Source organism: Micromonospora sp. NPDC005161, assembly GCF_053599855.1.
This window is the reverse complement of record NZ_JBSFYQ010000028.1, coordinates 26702-44702: the sequence shown is the minus strand read 5'-3', so window position 1 is coordinate 44702 and position 18001 is coordinate 26702. Positions and strand designations below refer to the sequence as shown.

The 18001-nt window shown below is 74.3% G+C and carries 17 protein-coding genes; 13 read left to right on the top strand and 4 right to left on the bottom strand.

Annotated elements, in window-relative coordinates; genetic code table 11:
* Position 1 precedes the first annotated feature (1 nt).
* Genes ACWD5O_RS24440 through ACWD5O_RS24430 form a run of 3 tightly spaced genes read left to right on the top strand, consistent with a single transcriptional unit; the run spans position 2 to position 2326 of the window.
* The gene (locus ACWD5O_RS24440) at positions 2 to 1030 is read left to right on the top strand and encodes a prephenate dehydrogenase (RefSeq protein ID WP_354963699.1); all 1029 of its coding nucleotides are present in this window, start codon (positions 2 to 4) and stop codon (positions 1028 to 1030) included.
* 10 nt (positions 1031 to 1040) lie between these two features.
* A complete protein-coding gene (locus tag ACWD5O_RS24435) occupies positions 1041 to 1679 on the top strand; it encodes an SIMPL domain-containing protein (protein ID WP_450086657.1) in 639 nt (212 codons plus the stop codon).
* Complete coding sequence (locus ACWD5O_RS24430) at positions 1679 to 2326, top strand: nucleoside/nucleotide kinase family protein (protein ID WP_450086656.1); 648 nt, start codon at positions 1679 to 1681, stop codon at positions 2324 to 2326. The genes ACWD5O_RS24435 and ACWD5O_RS24430 overlap by 1 nt, the downstream gene beginning before the upstream one ends.
* 28 nt (positions 2327 to 2354) lie before the next feature.
* Here ACWD5O_RS24430 and ACWD5O_RS24425 read toward each other — a convergent pair whose 3' ends face one another.
* A complete protein-coding gene (locus ACWD5O_RS24425; RefSeq protein ID WP_354963702.1) occupies positions 2355 to 2912 on the bottom strand; it encodes a sugar O-acetyltransferase in 558 nt (185 codons plus the stop codon).
* A 157-nt stretch (positions 2913 to 3069) separates the two neighbouring features.
* Between ACWD5O_RS24425 and ACWD5O_RS24420 the strand changes: the two genes are divergently transcribed.
* Together ACWD5O_RS24420 and ACWD5O_RS24415 are read left to right on the top strand one after the other, a co-directional pair.
* Positions 3070 to 3303 (top strand): hypothetical protein, encoded by a 234-nt coding sequence (locus tag ACWD5O_RS24420; protein ID WP_450086655.1) that lies wholly within the window; start codon positions 3070 to 3072, stop codon positions 3301 to 3303.
* Between the two features lie 8 nt (positions 3304 to 3311).
* The gene (locus tag ACWD5O_RS24415; RefSeq protein WP_387327702.1) at positions 3312 to 3593 is read left to right on the top strand and encodes a hypothetical protein; all 282 of its coding nucleotides are present in this window, start codon (positions 3312 to 3314) and stop codon (positions 3591 to 3593) included.
* A 51-nt stretch (positions 3594 to 3644) separates the two neighbouring features.
* Here ACWD5O_RS24415 and dapD read toward each other — a convergent pair whose 3' ends face one another.
* The gene (dapD, locus tag ACWD5O_RS24410; RefSeq protein ID WP_354963705.1) at positions 3645 to 4604 is read right to left on the bottom strand and encodes a 2,3,4,5-tetrahydropyridine-2,6-dicarboxylate N-succinyltransferase; all 960 of its coding nucleotides are present in this window, start codon (positions 4602 to 4604) and stop codon (positions 3645 to 3647) included.
* Positions 4605 to 4705: 101 nt separating this feature from the next.
* Between dapD and dapE the strand changes: the two genes are divergently transcribed.
* On the top strand, positions 4706 to 5779 hold the full coding sequence (gene dapE, locus ACWD5O_RS24405; protein WP_354963706.1) for a succinyl-diaminopimelate desuccinylase: 1074 nt from the start codon (positions 4706 to 4708) through the stop codon (positions 5777 to 5779).
* Positions 5780 to 5831: 52 nt separating this feature from the next.
* Here dapE and ACWD5O_RS24400 read toward each other — a convergent pair whose 3' ends face one another.
* Complete coding sequence (locus ACWD5O_RS24400) at positions 5832 to 5996, bottom strand: hypothetical protein (RefSeq protein ID WP_354963707.1); 165 nt, start codon at positions 5994 to 5996, stop codon at positions 5832 to 5834.
* A 155-nt stretch (positions 5997 to 6151) separates the two neighbouring features.
* Here ACWD5O_RS24400 and ACWD5O_RS24395 point away from each other — a divergent pair, with 155 nt between their 5' ends.
* The 7 genes from ACWD5O_RS24395 (at position 6152) to ACWD5O_RS24365 (ending at position 17379) form a co-directional block, all read left to right on the top strand.
* On the top strand, positions 6152 to 7015 hold the full coding sequence (locus ACWD5O_RS24395; RefSeq protein WP_354963708.1) for an LOG family protein: 864 nt from the start codon (positions 6152 to 6154) through the stop codon (positions 7013 to 7015).
* Positions 7015 to 7560, top strand: coding sequence for an LOG family protein (locus tag ACWD5O_RS24390; protein ID WP_354963709.1), 546 nt, complete (start codon positions 7015 to 7017; stop codon positions 7558 to 7560). The genes ACWD5O_RS24395 and ACWD5O_RS24390 overlap by 1 nt, the downstream gene beginning before the upstream one ends.
* Before the next feature lie 176 nt (positions 7561 to 7736).
* Positions 7737 to 11369 (top strand): ATP-dependent helicase, encoded by a 3633-nt coding sequence (locus ACWD5O_RS24385; protein WP_450086654.1) that lies wholly within the window; start codon positions 7737 to 7739, stop codon positions 11367 to 11369.
* A gap of 34 nt (positions 11370 to 11403) precedes the next feature.
* Positions 11404 to 14781: an ATP-dependent helicase gene (locus ACWD5O_RS24380; protein WP_387327694.1), complete on the top strand. Its 3378-nt coding sequence runs from the start codon at positions 11404 to 11406 to the stop codon at positions 14779 to 14781.
* Between the two features lie 226 nt (positions 14782 to 15007).
* Positions 15008 to 15211, top strand: a complete 204-nt coding sequence (gene cspE, locus ACWD5O_RS24375) for a transcription antiterminator/RNA stability regulator CspE (RefSeq protein WP_007464836.1) — start codon at positions 15008 to 15010, stop codon at positions 15209 to 15211.
* Positions 15212 to 15433: 222 nt separating this feature from the next.
* Positions 15434 to 16756 carry a DEAD/DEAH box helicase gene (locus ACWD5O_RS24370; protein ID WP_354963712.1) on the top strand — a complete coding sequence of 441 codons (1323 nt, stop codon included), beginning with the start codon at positions 15434 to 15436 and terminating at the stop codon, positions 16754 to 16756.
* A 422-nt stretch (positions 16757 to 17178) separates the two neighbouring features.
* Positions 17179 to 17379, top strand: coding sequence for a hypothetical protein (locus ACWD5O_RS24365; protein WP_354963713.1), 201 nt, complete (start codon positions 17179 to 17181; stop codon positions 17377 to 17379).
* 136 nt (positions 17380 to 17515) lie between these two features.
* Here ACWD5O_RS24365 and ACWD5O_RS24360 read toward each other — a convergent pair whose 3' ends face one another.
* Positions 17516 to 18001, bottom strand: a complete 486-nt coding sequence (locus tag ACWD5O_RS24360) for an RrF2 family transcriptional regulator (RefSeq protein WP_450086653.1) — start codon at positions 17999 to 18001, stop codon at positions 17516 to 17518.

Genomic DNA, 18001 nt, shown 5'->3' with positions numbered 1-18001 from the left:
GATGACCGGCGAGGCGACCGGGCGGTACGCCGGCGTGCGGGCGGCGGTGGTCGGCACCGGCCTGATCGGCGGCTCGGTGCTGCTGCGCCTGGCCGACGCCGGCCTGGACGTGGCCGGTTGGGATCCCGACCCGGCGACCCGCGACCGGGCCCGGGCCGCGGGGCTGGTCGCGCCGGACACGGTCGAGCAGGCCGTGGCCGGCCGGGACGTGGTCTTCCTTAGCGGCCCGCTGCCCACCCTGCCCGGGACGCTGGCCCAGGTCTCCGCCGCGACCGCGCCGGGCTGTGTGCTGACCGACGTCGGCAGCACCAAGGTCGACGTGGCCGAGGCGGCCGAGCGGCTCGGGCTCACCGACCGGTTCGTGCCCGGGCACCCCATGGCCGGCGCGGAGTCCGCCGGCCTGACCGCCGCCTCCACGACGCTGTTGGCCGGCGCCGCCTGGGTGCTCTGCCCGGCGCCGGGCGCGGCGACGCACGCCTTCCGCTGGCTGACCGGGCTGCTCGTGGAGCTGTTCGGTGCCCGGGTGGTGCCGATGTCCGCGCCGGCGCACGACTCGGCGGCCGCGCTCGCCTCGCACGTGCCGCACCTGCTGGCCGGGGCGTTGGCCGGGGCGGTGCAGCGGGCGCCGCTGCGCGACGCGGTGCTGGCGCTCGCCGCCGGCAGCTTCCGGGACGGCACCCGGGTCGCCGGCACCCCGGCGGAGCGGACCGCGAACATGCTGCTCGGCAACCGGGCCCGGGTGCTGCACGAGTTGGCCGAGGTGAGCGAATTCCTGGACGGGCTGGCGGCGGCGCTGCGGGCCGGTGACGCCGCGGCGCTCACCGCTCGGTACGCGGAGGCCGCCGCGGCCCGGTCGGCGCTGCTCGACCCCCGGTACGCCGGGCGGGACCGGGAGTTCCCGGCCGACGGCGACCATTCCGCGGAGGTGACCTGGCTGTGGGGGCTGGGCGAGGCGGGCGGGCACCTGACCGGGTGCCGGGTTGGAGCGACAACGGTCTCCTACACCGCGTGGCTTCCCTCGGCTGACTAGGCTCAGAGGTATGGCGGTGGATGGCCCGGTGGTGCAGGTGCGCGGCGAGGCGTACCGGGAGGTGCCGCCCGAGCTGGCCCGGTTCTCGGTCACCGCGACGGCCCGGGACCGGGACCGGGAGGCCACGCTGACCCGGCTCGCTGAGCGGGCCGCCGCCGTCCGGGTTCTGCTGGACAGCTCCGAGCCGGTCGTGGTCCGGCGGGAGACCGGCGACCTGCGGGTCCGGCCGGAGACCCGGCGTTCGGGCGAGCGGGTGGTGGCCTGGCACGGGAGTGTCACCACCACGGTCACCGTCACCGACTTTACCGCCCTGGGTGAGCTGATGCTCCGGCTGGCCGACCAGGACCAGGTCGAGGTGGCCGGTCCATGGTGGGAGCTGCGCCCGGACAGCCCCGCCCACCGCGAGGCGCGGCACGCCGCGATCACCGACGCGCTGCTGCGTGCCCGGGAGTACGCCGAGGCGCTGGGCGCCCGGGTCACCTCGCTGATCGAGCTGGCCGACGCCGGCCCGGGCGATCGGCCGATGTTCGCCCGCGCGGCGTACGACGGGGGCGGCGGCGGGCCGGAGCTGGAGCTGGACCCGCAGCCACAGACCGTGCAGGCGACCGTGCGGGCGCGGTTCACCATCAGCGACCCGGTTCTGGGCTGATGCCGCCGGCCCGGGTGCTCTCCGTCGACGAGCTGGTGGCGCGGGCGCGCGTGCTGGCTGAGGTCGGTCCGCGGCAACTGCTCGGCATCGCCGGGGCGCCGGGCGCCGGGAAGTCCACGTTGGCCGAGCAGATCGTCGCCGGGGTCGGTCCGACCGCACGGCTGGTGCCGATGGACGGCTTCCACCTGGCGCAGTCACAGCTGGTCCGGCTGGGCCGCGCCGATCGCAAGGGCGCGGTGGACACCTTCGACGCCAACGGGTATGTCTCGCTGCTGCGCCGGTTGCACCGGCTGGAGCCGACCTCGGTCTACGTGCCGGAGTTCCGCCGGGCCCTGGAGGAGCCGGTGGCCGGGGCCATCGAGGTGCCGCCCTCGGTCCGGCTGGTGGTGACCGAGGGCAACTACCTGCTGCTGCCGGACTTCCCATGGCAGGAGATCCGGTCGCTGCTGCACGAGGCCTGGTTCCTCGATCTGGACGCCGAGGTGCGGCAGCGCCGGCTGGTCGCCCGGCACGAGGCGTTCGGGCGGTCGCTGGAGCAGGCGCGGGCGTGGGCGCTGGGCAGCGACGAGTCCAACGCCTCCCTGGTCACTGGCACCGCTGACGGCGCCGACCTGGTGGTGCGCCTGCCCGAGCCGCCCTCGCCCTGACCGGAGCGCCGTGCCGGCGCTGCGCCGATCAGTTGAGTTGGCGGATCGGCCGGGCCGGGTTGCCGACCGCGACCACGTTGGCGGGCAGGTCCCGAGTCACCACCGCGCCGGCGCCGACGACGGTGTTCGCCCCGATCGTCACCCCGGCCAGCACGATCGCGCCGCCGCCGAGCCAGACGTTGTCGCCGATGGTGATCGCCTTCGCCGCCTCCCACTTGTCGCGTCTCGGCTCGGGTTCCACCGGGTGCGTCGGAGTGAGCAGCTGCACGTTCGGTCCGACCTGGACGTCCGCGCCGAGGGTGATCGGGGCGACGTCGAGGAAGACCGCGTGGTAGTTGACGAAGCTCCGCGGCCCGATCCGGACCTGCCAGCCGTAGTCGCAGTAGAACGGTGGACGGATCCAGGCGCCCTCGCCCAGCTCGCCGAGGAGCTCGCGCAGCGCCGCGAGGCGAGCCTCCTCGTTCGTGGCGGAGCTGCTGTTGAAGCGTTCCATCCGGCGGGCGGCCTGGTCCCGGTCAGCGATGATCTCGGGATCGTCCGCGAGGTAGGGCTCTCCGGCGAGCATCCGGTCCTTCATGGAGGTCACCCGTCGATGATGCCGTTCCGACCGGGTAAGGGTTGGTTGGTCCGTCATTTTCTCGACTTCTTTATGCATACGCGGTATGCAACTCTGACGGTGGTCAATGCGTCTCTGTTCGTAACGACGCTCCATCAAGGAGGATCCGTTGCATCGAAGTAGCAGAATGGCCGCGGCAGCCGTGGTCGCCCTCGTGCTGGGCAGTCCGGCAGTCGCCGTGGTAGCCCCGCCGACCACCGCCGCCACCCCGGACGTCGTCGGGCGCACGTCGACCGACGCCGCGTCCTCGACCACCACCGTCACCCTGCTCTCCGGGGACCGGGTCACCGTCACCGCGTCCGGGTCCGCCGCCGTACGTCCCGGCCCCGGGCGTACCGACATCCGGCCGGCCGGACCCTGATCATCCCGGTGCAGGTGCAGGTGCAGGTGCAGGTGCAGGTGCAGGTGCAGGTGCAGGTGCAGCGGCAGCCCGGCGCCACCGGGTCGCGGGTGACCGGGTTGACCGTCGACGTCTCGTACGACGGCGGCCGGAGCTGGCAACCCGCCCAGGTCCGGCACGGCGGGCACGGCTGGACGGCCACCGTCCGGCACCCCGCCGGGCCCGGCTACGCGTCCCTGCGGGCCACCGGCCGGGACGCCGCCGGCAACACGGTGACCGAACGGATCATCCAGGCGTACCGGCTGCGCTGAGGCGTACCCCGTGGGGTCCGCGGCCGAGCGCCGCGGACCCGGCGGGGGCCGTCAGTCGTTGGCGTGCAGGGCGGCGTTCAGCTCGATGCCCCGGCCGGTGCGCGGCCGGGCCTCCAGCGCGCCGGTCACCGAGTTGCGCCAGAACAGCAGGCCGTCGACCCCGGACAGCTCACGGGCCTTGACCACCCGGCCGTCCGGCAGGCTGATCTTCGAGGCTGCGGTGATGTAGCAGCCCGCCTCCACCACACAGTCGTCGCCGAGCGAGATGCCGACGCCGGCGTTCGCGCCGATCAGGCTCCGCTCACCGATGCTCACCTTCTCCGTGCCGCCGCCGGACAGGGTGCCCATGATCGAAGCGCCGCCGCCGATGTCGGAGCCGTCGCCGATCAGCACGCCCTGCACGATCCGACCCTCCACCATCGACGTGCCCACGGTGCCGGCGTTGAAGTTGACGAAGCCCTCGTGCATCACCGTGGTGCCGGCGGCCAGGTGGGCGCCGAGGCGGACCCGGTCCGCGTCGGCGATCCGCACACCGGCGGGGACCACGTAGTCGGTCATCCGGGGGAACTTGTCCACCCCGTACACCGCCAGGTGGCGGCCGGCGGCCCGCTCGATCACCCGCAGCTCGTCCACCCGCTCCGGCGGGCACGGCCCGGCGGAGGTCCACGCCACGTTGGCCAGCTTGCCGAAGATGCCGTCCAGGTTGAGCTGGTTGGGCCGGACCAGGCGGTGGGAGAGGAGGTGCAGCCGGAGGTACGCGTCCGGGGCGTCCTTGATCGGGTCGTCCAGCGAGCCGACCACGGTGACCACCTGGACGGTACGCAGACCGGGCAGCGGCCGGTCGCCGAGCGCGGCCGGCGGCAGGTCGAGCACGTCCGTCTCGTCCTCACCGGCGACCAGCGGCAGCTCACCCAGGCCCAGCTTGCCGGTCGGGTACCAGGTGTCGAGCACCTGCTCGTCGGCCGTGACGGTGGCCAGGCCGATGCCCCAGGCGGAATCTGCGGACGTCACTGTTGCACCTCTCGGTCGCGGCCGGACCGGCCTCTGCTCACGACGGCGGGGCTCGCAAGCTCACTCCTCGCGCTGACAAGCCTGAAGGTACCGTGCGAACCATGGAGAACCCGCTGACCCCCGAGGTCCTCGCCGATCCGGTGGCGCTGACCCGCGCTCTGGTCGACATCGAGTCCGTGTCCCTCGACGAGAAGGCGATCGCCGACTGCGTCGAAGAGGTGCTGCGGGGCGTACCGCACCTGACCACCCACCGGCACGGCAACACGGTGATGGCGCGCACCGACCTGGGTCGCTCGCAGCGCGTCGTGCTGGCCGGACATTTGGACACGGTGCCGCTGAACAACAACTTCCCGTCGACCATGCGCGGCGACCTGATGTACGGCTGCGGCACCTCGGACATGAAGTCCGGCGTCGCGTACGCGCTGCACCTCGCGGTGACCCTGCCCGAGCCGCGCTACGACGTGACCTACTTCTTCTACGAGGCCGAGGAGATCGAGTCCCAGTACAACGGGCTGAACCTGGTCGCGCAGGCGTACCCGGAGTGGCTGGAGGCGGACTTCGCCGTCCTGCTGGAGCCGACGTACGGCATCGTCGAGGCGGGCTGTCAGGGCACCATGCGGTCGATGGTCACCACCACGGGGGTACGGGCCCACTCGGCGCGATCCTGGCACGGGGTCAACGCCATCCACGCCGCCGGCGAGGTGCTCCGCCGGCTCCAGACGTACGAGGCGCGCCGGGTCACCATCGACGGCTGCGACTACCGCGAGGGCATGAACGCGGTGCGGATCCACGGCGGGGTCGCCGGCAACGTGGTCCCGGACCGGTGTGAGATCGAGGTCAACTACCGGTTCGCTCCGGACCGCACCCCCGCCGAGGCGGAGGCGCACCTGCGGGAGGTCTTCGCGGGCTTCGACATGGTCGTGACCGACGCGGCGGCCGGCGCCCTGCCCGGGCTGGAGGCGGCCCCGGCGAAGGAGTTCCTGGCGGCGGTCGGCGCGGCGCCGATCGGCAAGCTGGGCTGGACGGACGTGGCCCGGTTCGCGGCCATGGGCATCCCAGCGCTGAATTTCGGCCCGGGGGACCCCAACCTGGCCCACCATCCGGACGAGCACGTCGAGATCACCAAGATCCGCGACGGGGCCGCGACCCTGCACCGCTGGCTGGCCCTGGTCTGACCCCGCGCCGGGCGCCCACCGGCCGCCCGCTCCGGTGATCAAGAGGTTCGCGTCAGCCGGGCCCGTTGTCGGCGACGCAAACCTCTTGATCAGCTCCGGATGGGGTGGGGGAGAGGGGTTCGTCCAGTTGGCGGGTGCGGCGGCGTTCGGCCACCACGTCTCGGATCCGTCGCTGCATCTGGCGACGGATCCGGATCATCTCGCTGTTGCTGATCACGCTGTCTCCTCCCCCGAAGGCGCGCGCCGGGGCATACCCGGTATGTGAATAGTAAGACGTACGAGCGAGCCGAATAGTTGCCCAAGATCTCGAACTATTTCTCTGCGTCCGCGACCCGCCCCAGCAACTGCCGGGTGGACCACTACGGTTGCTCCATGAGCCAGAGCAACGGGCGGGAGGCCAGCCGCGGTCCCGGACAGGAGCGGCATCGGGGCGCGGTGACGCTGCGCCGGGGAGCGATTCCGAGCAGCACCGCGGACCAGAGGCTGCTGGACTCGCGCGGGCGGGGTGACTGGAAGACCAGGGACGCCTGGCGGGCGCTGCGCATCCTGTCCGAGTTCGTTGAGGGCTTCGACACGCTCGCCGACCTGCCGCCCGCGGTCAGCGTCTTCGGCTCCGCGCGCAGCGGCCCGGACACCGCCGAGTGCCGCCTGGCCGAGCAGTTGGGCGGCGCGCTGGCCCGGGCCGGCTACGCGGTGATCACCGGTGGTGGGCCGGGGGTGATGGAGGCCGCCAACCGGGGGGCCAGTGAGGCCGGCGGGCTCTCCGTCGGGCTCGGCATCGAGCTCCCGTTCGAGCAGGGCATCAACGAATGGGTCGACCTGGCTATCGACTTCCGCTACTTCTTCGCCCGCAAGACCATGTTCGTCAAGTACGCGCAGGCGTTCGTGGTGCTGCCCGGCGGGTTCGGGACCATGGACGAGCTGTTCGAGGCGCTCACCCTCGTGCAGACCGGCAAGGTCACCCGGTTCCCGGTGGTGCTGATGGGGGTCGCCTACTGGCAGGGGCTGCTCGACTGGATGCGTGACACGATGGCCGCCGACGGCAAGATCGGCCCCGTCGACCTGGACCTGATCTGCCTCACCGACGACGTCAACGCGGCGGTCCGGCACATCATCGAGGCCGAGGCGACGCTCTCCGCCGAGCAGGAGGCGGTCCGCGACGAGGCCGTCGCCCGTACCGCCGCTGACCAGCAGGCCGCCGCCGAGCAGGCTGCCGAGCAGCCGCGGGAGAGCTGATGGCGGCGATCTGCGTCTTCTGCGCCTCCTCCCGTACCCTCGACCAGCGCTGGTTGGACCTGGCCGCCGAGACCGGCGCGGAGCTGGCACGGCGCGGGCACACGCTGGTCAGCGGCGGCGGCTGCGTCGGCATGATGGGCGCGCTGGCGGACGGCGCCCGGGCCGCCGGAGGGCGCACCCTGGGCGTCATCCCGCAGGCGCTGGTGGACCTGGAGGTCGCCGACCTGGCCTCGGACGAGCTGCTGGTGACCGACTCGATGGCCACCCGCAAGAACGTGATGATCGACAAGTCGGACGCGTTCCTCGCCCTGCCCGGCGGGCTGGGCACCCTGGACGAGCTGTTCGAGGTCTGGACCACCGCCACCCTCACCCTGCACACCAAGCCGATGGTGCTGATCGACACCGACGGCTTCTACCGGCCGCTGCTGGACTGGCTCGGCACGCTGGCCGACCAGCACTTCCTCAAACCAGCCGGCCTCAGCCTCCTAACCGTCGCCACCACCATCCCCACCGCCCTGGACGCCCTCGAATCCCACCTAACCTGACCCCCGGCTCCACACCCCCGCCCCCGGGCTCCCACCCCGCCGATCATGGAGTTGGCGGCGCTGCCGTCGGCGTGTCGCGCCGCCAACTCCATGATCGACGGGCTGGTGGGGTGGGGTGAGAGGGTGGGCGGGCCCGGGCGGGGTGGGGTGTCGTATGGGCGTGATGGGATGAGCTGATGCAGGCGTACCGGTTGGTGCGGCGGCCCGAGGGGCCGGCGCGGGGGGACGGGGACGTGCCTGTCGGCGGCGCCGTGCCCGCCGGTAGCGGCGCGGCCGAGGGCGGCGCCGTGCCCGCCGGTGGGGTTGCGCTGACCGGCCGGGTCGGGGCGGTCGGGCACGAGCGGGCGGTCGGGCCCGGGGCCGGCCGGCGGGTCGATCCGGTGCAGGCGGAGGTGGTCGGGCACACCGACGGGCCGATGCTGGTGCTCGGCGGGCCGGGCACCGGCAAGACCAGCACCCTGGTCGAGGCGGTCGCCGCCCGGGTGACCGAGGGGGTCGATCCCGAACGGATCCTGGTGTTGACCTTCAGCCGTCGAGGCGCCACCGCACTACGCCAGCGCATCGAGGCCCGGGTGGCGCAGGACGGCCACCGCGTGCTGCGGGAGCCCCTGGTGCGCACCTTCCCGGCGTACGCCTTCGGGTTGCTCCGCCGGGCCGCCGCCGAACGTGGCGAGCCGTCGCCCCGGCTGCTCACCGGCCCGGAGCAGGATCTGATCATCCGCGAGCTGCTGGACGTGGTGGGCGAGGAGCCCGAGGACGATCCGGTCGGCTGGCCGACGGACCTACGGCCGGCCCTGCGGACCCGCGCCTTCGCCGGCCAGCTGCGCGACCTGCTCATGCGTGCCGCCGAGCGGGGCATCGGCCCGGCCGACCTGGCCCGGCTCGGCGAGAAGCTCGGCCGCGCCGACTGGCCGGCCGCCGCGCGCTTCCTGCGGGAGTACGTGGCGGTGCTCGCGCTGCGCGACGTCAGCAACCGGGGGTCGATCGCGTACGACCCGGCCGAGCTGGTCCGTGCGGCCACCGGGTTGCTGCGCGACGACGAGGAGCTGCTGGCCGCCGAGCGCCGCCGGCTCGCCCACGTGTACGTCGACGAGCTGGCCGACACCGACCCCGCCCAGCTCGACCTGTTGTCGGTGATCGCCGGTGGCGGCAAGACGCTGGTCGCCTTCGCCGACCCGGATTCCTCCACGTACGCCTTCCGTGGCGCCGACCCGGCCGGCGTGACGACCTTCCCGCACCGGTTCCGGACCGCCTCGGGGGCGCCGGCCGCGCAGGCGCTGCTGACCACGTCCTACCGGGCCGGGGCGGGCCTGCTCGCCGCGATCGCCCGGCTGGGCCGCCGACTGCGGGGTCCGGCGGCGCACCGCCGGCTGCACCCGCTGCCGGATGCCCCGACCGGCGTGGTCGAGGTGCACACGTTCCGCTCGGCGACCAGCGAGGCCGCCTGGCTGGCTCACGCGCTGCGCTCCGCGCACCTGCTCGACGGCGTGCCCTGGTCACGGATGGCGGTGCTGGTGCGGTCGACCGCGCTGCAACTGCCCACCCTGCAACGGGCGCTGCACGCCGCCGGCGTACCGACCGTGGTGCACGGCGAGGACCTGCCGCTGCACCTGCAACCGGCGGTGGCCCCGCTGCTGCTCCTGCTGCGCTGCGCGCTGGAGCCGGACAGCCTGGACGAGGAGGCGGCCGTCGCGCTGCTGCACTCGCCGCTGGGCGGGGCGGACCCGTTGGCCGAGCGGCGGCTGCGGCAGGGCCTGCGCGCGCTGGCACTGGCCGGCGGCGACCGGCGCCCGTCCGGGGAGCTGATCGTCGAGGCGTTGCGTGACCCGGCCGAGTTGGCCGGCATCGAGCGGCGGTGGGCGGAGCCGGCGCAGGCGGTGGCCGGGCTGCTGGCCGCCGCCCGGGCCGCCGCCGCGCGGCCCGGCGCGACCGCCGAGGACGTGCTCTGGGCCGTCTGGCACGCCAGCGGGCTCGCCGAACGCTGGGCCGGAGCGATCGGCCAGGGGCGGCCGGAGGCCGGTGAGGGGGACCTCGCCCGGCGGCGGCGGGCCGAGGCGGCCGACCGGGACCTGGACGCCGTGCTGGTGCTCTTCGACGCGGCGGCCCGCTTCACCGACCGCCTTCCCGGCGCCCGCACCGAGGTCTTCCTCGACCATGTGCTCGGTCAGGACCTGCCGGCCGACACCATCGCCCCGACCGCCGACCGGGGTGCGGCCGTACGGCTGCTCACCGCGCACGCCGCGAAGGGTCTGGAGTGGGACCTGGTCGCGGTAGCCGGGGTGCAGGAGGGCATCTGGCCGGACCTGCGCCTGCGCGGCAGCCTGCTCGGCTCGGAGCGACTGGTCGACGTGCTGGCCGGTCGGTCCGTCGGCGGCGCCACCGCGGCGAACGTGGTGGGTCAGACCTCGGCGTTGCTGGACGAGGAACGCCGGCTCTTCCACGTCGCCGTCAGCCGGGCCCGACACCGGTTGCTGGTCACCGCGGTGGCGTCGGCCGCGGTGGGCGGCGACGACCACGAGGAGCAGCCGAGCCGGTTCCTGCACGAGCTGGGGCCCACCGCGCCGCCGGCCGCGCCGCCCACCCCGCCGAACGGGCCACCCACTCCGCCCGGTCCACGTACCGGCCCGACCAACGATCCCGCCGGCGGTCCGCCGCAGGCCGCGCCCAGTGGCGACGGCGCGGCCGGCGCTGGCGTCACCGACGGCGCAACCGGAAACGGCTCCCCGCACGCCGTGTCCGGTGACCGCGAAGTGACGGAGGACGGTGAGCCGGACCGGCCCGGCGCGCTGCCGGTCACCCGACCGCCGCGGGCGCTCACCCTGCCGGCGTTGGTGGCCGAGTTGCGTACCGCGATCACCGACCCGGCCGCACCGACGTTCCGGCGGCGCGCCGCGGCGGCCGAGCTCGCCCGGCTCGCCGCCGCCGGTGTGCCCGGCGCGCATCCGGACGACTGGTGGGGTCTACGCGCGCTCTCCGACGACCGGCCGCTGATCGATGACGGCGAACCGGTGCGGGTCACCCCGTCGGCGATGGAGAGCGCGTTGCGGTGCAGCCTGCGCTGGCTGCTGGAACGGCACGGCGGCAGCGGCCCGGCCAGCACCGCTCAGGGCGTGGGCAACCTGGTGCACGCCGCCGCGATGCTCGCCGAGGACGCCAGCGCCGACCGGGGCGCCCTGCTCGACTACGTGGCCGCCCGGTTCGACGCGATCGAGTTGGCCGCCCGGTGGATGGCCGGCCCGGAGCGGGAACGCGCCGAGGCGATGGTCGACAAGCTGCTGCGCTGGCTGGCCACCAACCCGCGCCGGCTGCTCGCCATCGAGCACGAGTTCGCGGTCCGCCTGGACGACCCGCACCGGCCGGTCGACCTGGCCGGCCGGGTCGACCGGCTGGAGGTCGACGAGGACGGGCGGCTGGTGGTGATCGACCTGAAGACCGGTAAGTCCACCGCCGTCACCGGCACCGACCTGGCCGAGCATCCGCAGCTCGGCGCCTACCAGGCGGCGGTGGAGGCGGGGGCGTTCCCCGAGTTCGGCGACGAGTCCGGGGGCGCCGCGCTGGTGCAGCTCGGCACCTCCGCCAAGGACGCCCGCGAGCAGAACCAGCCGGCGGTCGGCGAGGGACCGGCGGCTGGTTGGGCGACCGCGCTGGTCCGACGGACCGCCGATACGATGGCCGCTGCCACGTTCGCCGCGGTGGCGAACTCGAAATGCCGGGTCTGCCCGGTGCGCACCAGCTGCCCGGTCTCCGGGCAGGGGCGCCAGGTCGTCGAGCCGCCGACCACCCGGAGCAGCCGTGAGGGCGAGGAGTGAGCGTGCGATTCCCGCAGTCACGAACGACGTCACCGTGACCCAGCCCGCCCTGTTCGGCACCGGTCCGGCGCCGGCGCCCCGACTCGCCGACGCCGGCCCCCGGTACACCCCGGTGGAGCTGGCCAAGCTGCTGCGGCTGCCGGCGCCGACCCGGGAGCAGGCCGCGATCATCGCCGCCCCGGTGGAGCCGCTGCTGGTGGTCGCCGGGGCCGGGTCCGGCAAGACCGAGACGATGGCCGCGCGGGTCGTCTGGCTGGTGGCCAACTCGTACGTGCGCCCGGAGCAGATCCTCGGGCTGACCTTCACCCGCAAGGCGGCCGGCGAGCTGGCCCACCGGGTACGAACGCGGCTCGACCAGCTGATCCGCCGGCTCGGCCGTCAGGGGCGGGACCCGCTGGACGACCCACTCGCCGGCGAGCCGACCGTCTCCACGTACCACTCGTACGCCGGGCGGATCGTGACCGAGCACGGGCTGCGGGCCGGCTACGAGCCGTCCACCCGGCTGCTCACCGAGGCGTCCCGCTGGCAGCTGGTCGACCTGCTGGTGCGCAACTACGACGGCGACATGTCCGAGGTGGACCGGATGCCGAGCACCATCACCGACGCGGTGCTGGCCCTCGCCGGGGAGCTGGACGAACACCTGGTCGCCCCGGATGAGCTGGCCGCCTGGACCGGCCGGTTCTTCGCCGAGGTGCAGTCCCGACCGGGCCGGGTCTACGCCGACGTGCGCAAGGCGCTCGCCCTCCAGCAGACCCGGCTGCGTCTGTTGCCGCTGGTGCGGGCGTACGCCCGGCGCAAGGAGGACTTCGAGGCGATGGACTTCGCCGACCAGCTCGCCCGCGCGGCACGGGTGGCCCGGGACCACCCGGGGGTCGGCGAGATCGAGCGGGACCGCTACCGGGTGGTGCTGCTGGACGAGTACCAGGACACCAGCCACGCCCAGGTGGTGCTGCTCAACGCGCTGTTCGGCGGCGGGCACCCGGTGACCGCGGTAGGTGACCCGTGCCAGTCGATCTACGGCTGGCGGGGGGCGAGCGCCGGCACGCTGGACCGGTTCCCCACCGAGTTCGCCCGGGCCGACGGCCGGCCGGCCGAGGCGCTCGGGCTCACCACCAGCTGGCGCAACCGCCCGGAGATCCTCCGGGTGGCGAACGCGCTGTCCACCCCGCTGCGCGCGGCCGGCGCCCGGGTGCCGGAGCTGCGCTCCGCGCAGACCGTCCGGGACCCGATCCCGCACCGCAGCCCGGGTGGGGCGGCCGGCGGCACGGTGCACTGCGCGCTGCTGCCGACGTACGCCGACGAGGCGAACTGGATCGCCGACAGCGTGCTCGCCGCCTGGCGCGGCGCGGCGCGGATGCCCGGCGCGGTGCCCGAGCACATCCCGGTGGCGCAGCGGCCGACCACGGCCGTGCTGGTCCGGGTCCGCAGCCAGATCCCGGCGATCGAGTCGGCGCTGCGCGAGCGGGGCCTTCCGGTGGAGGTGGTCGGGCTGGGCGGCCTGCTGGACACCCCCGAGGTACGCGACGTGGTCTGCACGCTGCGGGTGCTGGCCGACCCGACCGACGGGGCGGCGCTGCTGCGGCTGCTCACCGGCGCCCGCTGGCGGATCGGGCCGCGCGATCTGGTGGCACTGCACCGGCGGGCCCGGTCCATCGCCAACGCCCGGCGACAGGTCGCCGCCGACGACACCTCGGCGATCACCCCCGACCTGCTGGACGAGGCGACCCTGGTGGAGGCGCTGGCCGACCTCGGCCCGGCGCAGGCGTACTCGGCGGAGGGCTTCGCGCGGCTGCGCGCGTACGGCCGGGAGCTGGCGCTGTTGCGGTACCGGCTGGACCAGGCACTTCCGGACCTGATCGCGGACATCGAGCGGACCATCGGCCTGGACGTGGAGGTCGCGGTGCGGGCCGGCCGGGACGGCGCGGGCGACGCCGGCCTGGCCCGGGGTCACCTGGACGCTCTCGGCGACGTGGCGGCCCGGTTCAGCGGGGAGACGCCCGGCGCGACGCTCTCCGGTTTCCTGTCCTACCTGGCAGCCGCCGAGGATGAGGAGCGCGGTCTCGCCCCGGGCGAGGTCGAGGTGGTGGAGGGCGCGGTGCAGGTGGTGACCGCGCACGCCGCGAAGGGCCTGGAGTGGGACGTGGTGGCGGTGGCCGGGCTGAGCCGAGGGCTGTGGCCCGGGCCGGTGCGCAACTCCGACCACTGGCTGGGTGGGCTGGGCGTGCTGCCGTTCCCGCTGCGCGGTGACGCCGACGGGTTGCCTGAGCTGGCGCTCGACGAGGCGGCGGACCAGCGGGCCGTGGCCCGGGCGGTGACCGACTTCACCGACGCCTGGCGCGCCCACGACGAGAGGGAGGAGCGGCGGCTGACGTACGTGGCCGTGACCCGGCCGCGCCGGCTGCTGCTCTGCTCCGGTTACTGGTGGGGGGAGGGGACCAAGCGTCCGCGCGGCCCGTCACTCTTCCTGCGCGAGGTGTACGACGCCTGCCTGGACGGCGGCCCGGGGCACCTGGTCGACGCGTGGGCGCCGGAGCCGACCCCGGACGCGACCAACCCGACCGCCGAGGTGGTGCTCCGCGCGGAGTGGCCGGCCGACCCGCTGGGCGGTCGTCGGCCGGCACTGGCGCAGGCGGCCGCGCTGGTCCGCCGCCTGATGACCGACGGCTCGGCGGACGTGGCGGTCGCCGGTGGGCCGGTCGAGCCGGAGGTTGATCCGGAGGTGGCGCGCTGGCAGCGCGAGGCGGACCTGTTGCTGGCCGAGCGGGCCGAGTTGACCCGGCTCTCCGGCGCGGTCGAGGTGGCCCTGCCCGGGCAGCTGAGCGTCACCCAGTTGGTCGCGTTGCGACGTGATCCGGCGGCGCTGGCCCGCACGTTGCGCCGCCCGGTGCCCACCGAGCCCAACCCGTACGCCCGCCGCGGCACCGCCTTCCACGCCTGGCTGGAACAGCGGTTCGGCGCCGACCGGCTGCTCGACGTGGACGAGTTGCCCGGCGCGGCGGACGCGGACGCCGCGCCGGACGAGGCGCTCGTCGAGCTTCAGGAGCGCTTCCTGGCCAGCGAGTGGGCCGACCGGGTGCCGGTGGAGGTGGAGGTGCCGTTCGCCACGGTGATCGCCGGGGTCGTGGTGCGGGGGCGGATGGACGCGGTCTTCGCCCGGCCGGGCGGCCGGTTCGACGTGGTGGACTGGAAGACCGGCGCGCAACCGACCGGCGCGGCGGCGGAGGTGGCTGCGGTGCAGTTGGCCGTCTACCGGCTGGCCTGGGCGGAGCTGGCCGGCGTGCCGGTCGACCGGGTGGGAGCGGCGTTCCACTACGTCCGGCACGGGGTGACGGTCCGCCCCGCGGACCTGCTGGAGGTGACCGGGCTCACGGCCCTGATCGCCAAGCTGCCAGAAGATTCCGTCCAACATTGACCATGGCGCGAAAATCCGTGGTAGGTTGAACGGGTTGCAGTTTTGGTTACCAGAGACTCTGTGTGCGCCTGGCGGGATTGTGGCCCCAGGCGCTCTTTGTTGTGTCCGGAGTTCTCCGGGCGGGGCGACCAGAAGCGACAGGCGATTCGCGCATTCCCGCGCGGAGCGCTCCTCTTCGGGCTCGCAACAAGTGCGAGTCCGACGTTCCGTCAAGGAGACGAAACACATGGCTATTGGCACCGTGAAGTGGTTCAACGCTGACAAGGGCTTCGGCTTCATCACCCCGGACGGCGGCGGCGCTGACGTCTTCGCCCACTTCTCGGCGATCCAGTCCTCCGGCTACCGGAGCCTGGACGAGAACCAGCGGGTCGAGTTCGAGGTGACCCAGGGCCAGAAGGGCCCGCAGGCGGAGAACATCCGCCCGCTCTGATCTTCGGATCGGCCAGCATTACCTGTCGCGCCCTCCGGGTGCGGCGGTGACGGGACCGGCCCGCCCCGTCGTCGACCTGCGTACGCAGGCGGCGACCCGGCGGCGGGCCGGCCCGTACCCCCTTCGGTTCGTGCTTGTGAGTCCTGGCGGCCTTTTCCGCTGGCGACAGCGCCGTCTTCGGCGCCCTCCCTCGACACGTGCCGCGTCGAGGAAGGCTTCTGCGTGACCTCTGTTATTCCTTCGTTCGCCCATACCGGTCTGGCGCCGGCGCTGCTCACCGCGCTGACCGCGCAGGGCATCACCGAGCCGTTCCCGATCCAGTCGGCCACGCTGCCCGACTCGCTCGCCGGTCGGGACGTGCTCGGCCGGGGTCGCACCGGCTCCGGCAAGACCCTCGCCTTCGGGCTTCCGCTGCTCTCCCGCACCGCCGGCCGCAAGGCCCGGCCGGGTCGCCCGCTGGCCCTGGTGCTGGTGCCGACCCGGGAGTTGGCGCAGCAGGTGACCACCGCGCTGTCCCCGTACGCCCGCGCTGTCGGGCTGCGTTGCGCCACCGTCGTCGGCGGGCTGTCGTTGCAGCGCCAGGCGGACGCCCTGCGCGCCGGCGCCGAGGTGGTCGTGGCCACCCCCGGTCGGCTGCACGACCTGATCAACCGCGGCGACGCCCGGCTCGACCAGGTCGAGATCACCGTGCTGGACGAGGCCGACCAGATGGCCGACATGGGCTTCCTGCCACAGGTCACCAAGCTGCTGGAGCAGGTCGCGCCGCAGGGGCAGCGGATGCTCTTCTCCGCGACCCTGGACGGCGGCGTGGACCGGCTGGTCCGCCGCTTCCTGAGCAACCCGGTGACCCACTCGGTCGACCCGGGCACCGCGACGGTCACCGCGATGACCCACCACGTGCTGCACGTCGACGCGGTGGACAAGCCCGACGCGTTGACCCGGATCGCCGCCCGTGAGGGCCGCACGATCCTGTTCATGGGTACGAAGCACCGCGCCGACCGGCTCGCCCGCCAGTTGCTCTCCAAGGGGGTACGCGCGGCCGCGCTGCACGGCGGCAAGTCCCAGCCGCAGCGCACCAGGATTCTGGAGCAGTTCCGCAACGGCCAGGTGACCGCCCTGGTCGCCACGGACGTCGCGGCCCGGGGCATCCACGTCGACGGCCTGGACATGGTGGTCAACGTGGACCCGCCGACCGAGGCGAAGGACTACCTGCACCGGGGCGGCCGGACCGCCCGGGCCGGTGAGTCCGGCTCCGTGGTCACCCTGGTCCTGCCCGAGCAGCGCCGGGACGTGTCCCGGCTGATGGCCACCGCCGGCATCCGGCCCGAGTCGGTCCAGGTCCGCCCGGGCGACGAGGCGCTGGCCCGGGTGACCGGTGCCCGCGAGCCCTCCGGCGTGCCGGTGACCATCGCCGCCCCGCCGGCGCCCGCTGGTCGGGGTCGCACCGCCGGTGGATCCGGCGGCCCGGTCGCCGACGGTGCCGCCCGCCCGGCGCACCGCGCGTCGGGGCGGTCCCGCCGCCCGCGCCGTCCCCGTACCGTCTGATCTCCCGCACCGCGACCGACCCGCTCCGCTTCGGCTGGGCGGGTCGGTCTGTCTGTGGCAGTTCTGTCTGTGGCAGGTCTGTCTGCGGCACCAGCGGCCGCAGGCGCACGCGCGGCCGTGCCGGGGTGAGCAACCGGCCCTCTGTGACTGCCTTTGCTCTGCTTCAACCCACGCAACGGGCACTGTCCGGATAGCGGACACTGGCTGTTGCGCGGGTTGAAGCAGAGCAAAGGTGGCAGAGCAGGTGCCCTCTGGCGCTGGCCCGGCCCTGGTGCTGGCCCGGTTCTGGCGCTGCCCGGGTGTTCCTTTGAGTCGGTAATCAGCCTCGGCTTGGTCGTTTGGCCGACTGCGCCCCGGCCGCATCTGGTCGAAGCTGGCCAGCGGGGGGAGCCGGGCGGGGGCCCGGCACGGAAGGGGTGACCATGGCGGGCGAAGCCGGCTCGGGGGCGCTGCGCGAACTGATCCTGGTGGTCGCGGTCGCGCTCGCCGGGCTGTTGCTCGCCATGGTTGCGGCCTTCGCGCCCTGGCACGCCACCCCGGTGGGCAACGCTCCCGCCGGTCTGGTGGAGCTGCACAGCCCCGGCGACCTGGGCTCCGGCCCGACGGTCGCACACGTGAGCTGAGCAGCGGCCGGACCGACCGGTGCCGGCGGAGGGGCAGGCCCGGTCAGGATCGGTACGAGGCGTGGTCGGGTCGGCGGGGCACCGGCCCGACCACGCCGCAACCTGTTGGCGAACGCACCCCGTCGGTGTCGGATGGTCACGACGCGGCGGGGGCGCGGCCGGTCGGGTCGCGGGCGAGCAGGTCGGCCAGGGTCGTGCTGTCCACCACCGTGGCGATCGCCCCGTGCACGGCCAGCCAGACGTCGGTCAGCCCGGCCGCCACCCCGTGGTAGCCGGCCCGCTCGGCCGGCAGTCCGCGTACCGTGGTCAGCGAGCCGCCGGCGGCGCGCAGCACGTCCCCCACGCTGATCTCGTCGGGCGATCGGGCGAGTGCGTACCCGCCCTCGGTGCCGCGATGGCTGAGCAGCAGGCCGGCGCGGCGCAGGTCCAGCAGGATGCCCTGGAGGAAACTCAGCGGGATCTCCTGCACCTCGGCCAGGCTGGCCGCCTTCACCAGGTCACCACCACCACCACCACCACCACCGTCGCCACCACCACCGCCGCTACCTTCAGCGGCAGCGGCAGCGGCGGCGACGGCGAGCATGGCCCGGAGGGCGTAGTCGCTGCGCGCGGAGACGTACAC